The sequence below is a fragment of the Micromonospora sp. C31 genome, assembly GCF_018070575.1.
Taxonomy (GTDB): domain Bacteria; phylum Actinomycetota; class Actinomycetes; order Mycobacteriales; family Micromonosporaceae; genus Micromonospora.
Genome location: NZ_JAGPXN010000032.1, coordinates 1 through 7307, shown reverse-complemented (window position 1 = coordinate 7307; position 7307 = coordinate 1). Strand labels below are relative to the sequence as shown.

The 7307-nt window shown below is 75.4% G+C and carries 1 protein-coding gene; it reads left to right on the top strand.

All coding sequences use genetic code 11. The annotated features are described in order from the left end of the window. Nucleotides 1-21: 21 nt before the first annotated feature. A partial coding sequence (locus tag KBX06_RS26610) for a type I polyketide synthase (RefSeq protein ID WP_210839731.1) occupies nucleotides 22-7307 on the top strand: 7286 nt, incomplete at its 3' end.

Genomic DNA, 7307 nt, shown 5'->3' with positions numbered 1-7307 from the left:
GTCCCCAGTACGGAGCTGATGATGTCCACGTCCGCAGACAAGGTCGTCGAGGCGCTTCGCGCGTCGCTCAAGGAGACGGGCCGCCTCCGCCAGCTCAACCAGCAGCTGACCGCTGCCGCCCGGGAGCCGATCGCGATCGTCGCGATGTCCTGCCGCTATCCGGGCGGCGTCGCCAGCCCCGAGCAGCTCTGGGACCTGGTGGCCTCCGGTGGCGACGCGATCGGCGGCTTCCCGACGGACCGCGGCTGGGACCTGGACAACCTGTACGACCCGGACGCCGACCGGGCCGGCCGCTCCACCACCCGCGAGGGCGGCTTCCTCTACGACGCGGCCGACTTCGACGCCGAGTTCTTCGGCATCTCGCCGCGCGAGGCCCTGGCGATGGACCCCCAGCAGCGGCTGCTGCTGGAGACGTCGTGGGAGGCGTTCGAGCACGCCGGGATCGCACCCGCCTCCATGCGCGGGCAGAAGGTCGGCGTCTTCGTCGGGACCGCCGCCAACGGCTACGGGATGGGCCCGCAGAGCGAGGCCGAGGGCACCGACGAGGGCTACCTGCTGACCGGCACGGCCACCAGCGTCGTCTCCGGCCGGATCGCGTACGCCCTCGGCCTGGAGGGCCCGGCGGTCACGGTCGACACCGCCTGCTCGTCGTCGCTGGTCGCCCTGCACCTGGCGTGCCAGGCGCTGCGGCAGGGCGACTTCGACCTGGCCCTGGCCGGCGGCGTGTGCGTCATGGCCACCCCCGGCCCGTTCGTGGGCTTCTCCCGGCAGCGGGGGCTCGCCCCCGACGGACGGTGCAAGTCGTTCGCCGCCGCCGCCGACGGCACGGGCTGGTCCGAGGGCGTCGGCATCCTGCTGGTGGAGCGGCTGTCGGACGCGCAGCGCAAGGGGCACCCAGTGCTCGCCGTGATCCGCGGCAGCGCGGTCAACCAGGACGGCGCGTCCAACGGCCTGACCGCGCCCAACGGCCCGGCGCAGCAGCGGGTGATCCGGCAGGCGCTGGCCAGCGCCCGGCTGACCACGGCCGACGTGGACGCCGTCGAGGCGCACGGCACCGGCACCGTCCTCGGCGACCCGATCGAGGCGCAGGCGCTGCTGGCCACGTACGGGCGGGACCGGCCCGCCGACCGGCCGCTGCTGCTCGGCTCGATCAAGTCGAACATCGGTCACAGCCAGTCCGCCGCGGGCGTGGCCGGCGTGATCAAGATGGTGATGGCGATGCGGCACGGGCTCGTCCCGTCCACCCTGCACGTGGACGAGCCGACGCCCAAGGTGGACTGGTCGGCCGGCGAGGTGTCGCTGGTGACCGAGGCCCGGCCGTGGCCGGTGACCGACCGTCCCCGGCGGGCGGCGGTCTCGTCGTTCGGCATCTCCGGCACGAACGCGCACACCATCCTGGAGGAGCCGCCCGCCCCCGACACCGACGAGCCCGCCGACGTCGACTCCGGCCCGGCCCCCGCCCTGCCGGCGGTGCCCGTGCTGCTGTCCGCCCGCTCCGAGGCCGCCCTCAGCGCGCAGGCGGGCCGCTGGGCCCGGTGGCTGGACGCCGACGAGACCCTCCGCACGGTGGACGTGGGCTGGTCGTCGGTGGTGTCGCGCTCCGCGCTGGAGCACCGCGCGGTGCTCACCGCCACCGACCGCGAGGACCTGCTGGCCGGCCTGCGTGCCCTCGCCGCCGGTCAGCCGTCCGGCACGGTCGTCGCCGGTCAGGCGGCCGACCGGGGTCCGCTCGCCGTGCTCTTCTCCGGGCAGGGCGCGCAGCGCGCCGGCATGGGCCGGGAGTTGTACGCCGAGTTCCCGGTGTTCGCCGCCGCGCTCGACGAGGTGTGCGCGCGGCTGGATCCGCTGCTGCCGCGCCCGCTGAAGGAGGTGCTGTTCGCACCCGAGGGTTCCGCCGAGGCGGAGCTGCTGGACCAGACGGTGTTCACCCAGGCCGGGCTGTTCGCCGTCGAGGTGGCGCTGTTCCGCCTGGTGGAGTCGTTCGGGGTCGCGCCGGACTTCGTGGGCGGGCACTCGATCGGTGAGATCGCCGCCGCGCACGTGGCCGGGGTGCTGTCGCTGGCCGACGCGTGTGTGCTGGTGGCGGCGCGGGGGCGGCTGATGCAGGCGCTGCCCGCCGGTGGCGGGATGTTGGCCGTGGCGGCGGCCGAGGCGGACGTGCTGGCCACGCTGGACGGTCTGGCCGGCGTGGGGATCGCGGCGGTGAACGGGCCGTCGGCGGTGGTGGTCTCCGGTGCCGTCGACGCGCTCGACGCGGTGGAGCGGATCTGGCGCGACCGGGGCGTCCGCACGCGTCGGTTGACGGTCAGCCACGCGTTCCACAGCCCGCTGATGGAGCCGATGCTCGCCGAGTTCCGCACGGTCCTCGACGGGTTGACGTTCGCGGCGCCGTCGCTGCCGCTCGTGTCGAACGTGACCGGGGCGCTGGCCGACGCCGACGAGATCCGTACGGCCGACTACTGGGTGCGGCACGTCCGGCAGGCCGTACGCTTCGCCGACGGGGTGACCGCGCTGCGGGCCGTCGGCGTCGACGCGTTCCTGGAGATCGGCCCGCGCAGCGTGCTGACCGCGATGACCCGCGACGCGCTGAGCGGGCAGGAGGCGGCCGACGACGACACCCCGGTGATCGCGGTGCCCGTCCTGCGCGCCGACCGTCCCGAGGCGCGGGCCCTGCTCGCCGCCCTGGCCGAGCTGCACGTCAACGGGGCGCCCGTCGACTGGCCGGCCCTCTACTCCGGCGCCGGAGCGACCCCGGTCGCCCTGCCCACGTACGCGTTCCAGCGGCAGCGCTACTGGCCCGAGCAGATGCCGGCGTCGGTCACCGGCCCGGTCAGCCCGGACGTGGTGGACGTCGAGTTCTGGTCCGCGGTGGAACGCTCCGACGTGGCGGCCCTCGCCGCGCAGTTCGGCGCCGACGGAGCGGCCCTGGACGTCCTGGCCCCGGCCCTGCCGGTCCTGTCGTCCTGGCGCAAGGCACGGCTGCGGGACGCGGTCGTCGACGGCTGGTCGTACCGGGTGGTGTGGAAGCGGACCGCCGCCCCCACGCCGGTCACCCCGTCGGGCCGCTGGCTGCTGGTGGAACCGGCCGACGACGCCCCCACGACGCGATGGGCCGAGGCGCTCGCCGGGGCGCTGACCGCCGCCGGCGGCGAGGTGTCCCGGCTGGCGGTTGACCCGCTCGCCGGGCGCGACCACGTGACGTCGCGGGTGGCCGAGGCCGTGGGGGCCGACCGGTTCACCGGAATCGTGTCCCTGCTGGGACTGCTGGACCGGCCGCACCCCGGCCAGCCGGCGGTGCCGCTCGGCACGGCCGCCACGATGGCGCTCGTGCAGGCCCTGCACGCCACCGACGTCGCCGCCCCGCTGTGGATGGTCACCGGGGGTGCGGTCGGCACCGGGGACACCGACCCGGTCCGCAGCGTCGCCCAGGGCGGCCTGTGGGGCCTGGCCCGGGTCGCCGGACTGGAACACCCGCAGCTCTGGGGCGGCCTGGTCGACCTGCCGGAAAGCCCCGACCGCGGCGACTGGGACCACCTGGTGGGCGTCCTCACCGGCGGCGGCCCCGAGGACCAGGTCGCCGTCCGGCCCGCGGGCGTATTCGTGCGGCGGCTGGTGCGCGCCACGCCGGCGGCCGTGGGCACGGTCGAGCGCTGGCAGCCCTCGGGCACGGTGCTGATCACCGGTGGCACCGGGGCGCTCGGCGCCCACGTGGCCCGCTGGGCGGCGGCGAACGGCGCGGCGCACGTCGTGCTGACCAGCCGTCGGGGCGAGCGCGCCCCCGGGGCGGCCGAGCTGCGCGACGAACTGACCGGGCTCGGCGCCCGGGTGACCATGGTCGCCGCCGACATGGCCGACCGCGCCCGGGTCGAGGCGCTGCTGCGTGACGTCGACGCCGACCCGGCACCGCTGACGGCGGTCGTGCACGCCGCCGGGGTGGGTCAGCTGAACATGCTGGCCGACACCGACCTCGCCGGGCTGGCCGAGGTGCTGGACGGCAAGATCGCCGGCGCGGTGCACCTGGACGAGCTGTTGGGTGACCGGCCGCTCGACGCCTTCGTGCTGTTCTCCTCCATCGCCGGCATCTGGGGCAGCGGCGGACAGGCCGCGTACGCCGCCGGCAACGCCTTCCTCGACGCCCTCGCCGAGCGGCGCCGCGCCCGCGGCCTGGCGGCCACCGCCGTGGCCTGGGGACCCTGGGCCGACGGCGGCATGGCCAGCGGCGAGGGCCAGGAACTGCTGGCCCGGCGCGGCCTCAGCCCGATGTCCCCGGCCCAGGCCGTGTACGCGCTGCGCAGCGCGGTGGGTCGCGCCGTGCCGTCGGTGACCGTGGCGGACGTCGACTGGTCCCTGTTCACCCCGGCGTTCGCCGCCGCCCGCGCCCGCCCCCTGCTCGACGACATCGCCGAGGCCCGCGACGCCCTGCGCGTGGTGGACGGGCAACCGGAGGACGCCGCCGGCGGCGGGCTACGCCAGCACCTGCTGACGCTGCCCCGCGCCGAGCAGGACCGCTACCTGACCGACCTCGTACGCACGCACACCGCCGCCGTGCTCGGCCACTCCGGCACCGAACTGGTCAAGGCGAACCGGGCGTTCAAGGAGCTGGGCTTCGACTCGCTGACCGCCGTCGAGCTGCGCAACCGGCTCGGCACCGCCACCGGGCTCACCCTGCCCACCACCCTGGTCTTCGACTACCCGAACCCGGCCGCCCTCGCCGACCACCTGTCGGCGACGCTGCGCCTGCACGAGGTCGAGACCGTCACCGCCTGGGGCCCCGCCGGGCCGGTCGACGACGACCCGATCGTCATCGTCGGCATGAGCTGCCGGTACCCGGGTGGCGTGGCCAACCCGGACGACCTGTGGAACCTGGTCGCCACCGGGCGCGACGGGATCAGCGGGTTCCCCGAGGACCGGCACTGGGACATGGGCCGGCTGCTGGCCGTCGACGCCGACGGGCAACCCGTCTCACACACCCGCGAGGGCGGCTTCGTCGACGGCGCCACCACGTTCGACCCGGGCTTCTTCGGCATCTCGCCGCGCGAGGCGGTCGCCATGGACCCGCAGCAGCGCCTGCTGCTGGAGGCGTCCTGGGAGGCGATGGAGCAGGCCGGCATCGACCCCGACGAGCTGCGCGGCAGCCGTACCGGCGTCTTCGTCGGCGCCTCCCCGTCGGGCTACGGCACCACCGACACCCCGGCCGAGCTGGCGGGCTACCAGCTCACCGGCGGCGCGCACAGCGTCATCTCCGGCCGGGTGTCGTACACCTTCGGGCTGGAGGGACCGGCGGTGACGGTCGACACCGCCTGCTCGTCGTCGCTGGTGGCGGTGCACCTGGCCGCCCAGGCGCTGCGCGGCGGCGAGTGCGACATGGCGCTGGCCGGCGGCGTCACCGTCATGGTGACCCCGGGTGCCTTCGTCGAGTTCTCCCGCCAGGGCGGCCTCGCCCCGGACGGGCGCTGCAAGTCCTTCGCCGCCGACGCCGACGGCACCGGCTGGTCGGAGGGGGTCGGCGTGCTGCTGGTCCAGCGGCTCTCCGACGCCCGACGGCAGGGCCGCCAGGTGCTCGCCGTGATCGCCGGCAGCGCCGTCAACCAGGACGGCGCCTCCAACGGTCTGACCGCCCCCAACGGGCCGGCCCAGCAGCGGGTGATCCGGCAGGCCCTCGCGAACGCCCGGCTGACCACGGCCGACGTGGACGCCGTCGAGGCGCACGGCACGGGAACGACGCTCGGCGACCCCATCGAGGCGCAGGCCCTGCTGGCCACCTACGGCCAGGGTCGCCCCGCCGACCGGCCGCTGCTGCTCGGTTCGATCAAGTCGAACATCGGCCACAGTCAGGCCGCCGCCGGCGTCGCCGGCATGATCAAGATGGTGCAGGCGATGCGGTACGGCCTGCTCCCGCAGACCCTGCACCTCGACCAGCCGACTCCGCACGTGGACTGGTCCGCCGGCGCGGTGTCCCTGCTGGCCGAGGCGTGCCCCTGGCCGGCGGTGGACCGGCCGCGCCGGGCCGCCGTGTCGTCGTTCGGCATCAGCGGTACGAACGTGCACCTGATCCTGGAGCAGCCGCCCGCGCCGACCGGCGGCGAAGAGCCGGCTGCCGGCGACGAGCCGTCCCGGGCACCTTCGGTGCTGCCGGTGCTGCTGTCGGCCCGGGACGCGGCCGGACTGTCGGCGCAGGCCGGTCGCTGGGCGGATTGGCTCGGCGGCACCGGGACCCCGCGTGCGCTCGACGTGGCGTGGTCGTCGGTGGCGTCGCGCTCCGTGCTGGAGCACCGGGCGGTCGTGTCCGGTGCGAGCCGCGACGAGCTGCTGGCGGGCCTCGAAGCCGTGGCGGCGGGCGAGCCCTCGGTCGGCGTTGTCGTCGGCCCGGGCGGGCAGCGGGGTCAGCTCGCCCTGCTCTTCTCGGGTCAGGGTGCGCAGCGTGCGGGGATGGGTCGGGAGTTGTCGGCCCAGTTCCCGGTGTTCGCCGCCGCGTTGGACGAGGTGTGTGCGCAGCTCGATCCGTTGTTGCCGCGTCCGTTGCGGGAGGTGCTGTTCGCGGAGGCGGGCACGGCCGAGGCGGGGTTGCTGGATCAGACCGTGTTCACGCAGGCCGGGTTGTTCGCGGTCGAGGTGGCGTTGTTCCGGTTGGTGGAGTCGTTCGGCATCGTGCCGGACCTGTTGGCGGGTCATTCGATCGGTGAGGTGACGGCCGCGTACGTGGCGGGGGTGTTGTCGCTGGCGGATGCGTGTGCGCTGGTGGCGGCGCGGGGTCGGTTGATGCAGGCGCTGCCGGCCGGTGGCGGGATGTTGGCGGTGGCGGCGGGCGAGGCTGCGGTGGTGGAGTCTCTCGCGGGCCTGGGCGACCGTGTCGGGATCGCGGCGGTCAACGGGCCGGTTGCCGTGGTGGTGTCCGGTGCCATCGAGGCCCTCGACGAGGTGGAGCGGGTCTGGCGGGACCGGAATGTGCGGACGCGCCGGCTGACGGTGAGTCACGCGTTCCACAGTCCGTTGATGGAGCCGATGCTCGACGAGTTCCGTGCGGTGCTGGACGGGTTGACGTTCGCGGCGCCGTTGGTGCCGGTGGTGTCGAACGTGACCGGTGCGCTGGCGGACGCCGATGAGATCCGCACGGTCGACTACTGGGTGCGGCACGTGCGGGAGGCCGTGCGGTACGCCGACGGGGTCACCGCACTGCGGGCCGCCGGGGTGGACACGTTCCTGGAGATCGGCCCGCAGAGCGTGCTGACCGCGATGGCCGGCGACGTGCTGCCCGCCGACGACGCCGTGCTGGCCGTGGCGGTGCAGCGCCGGGACCGGCCGGAGGC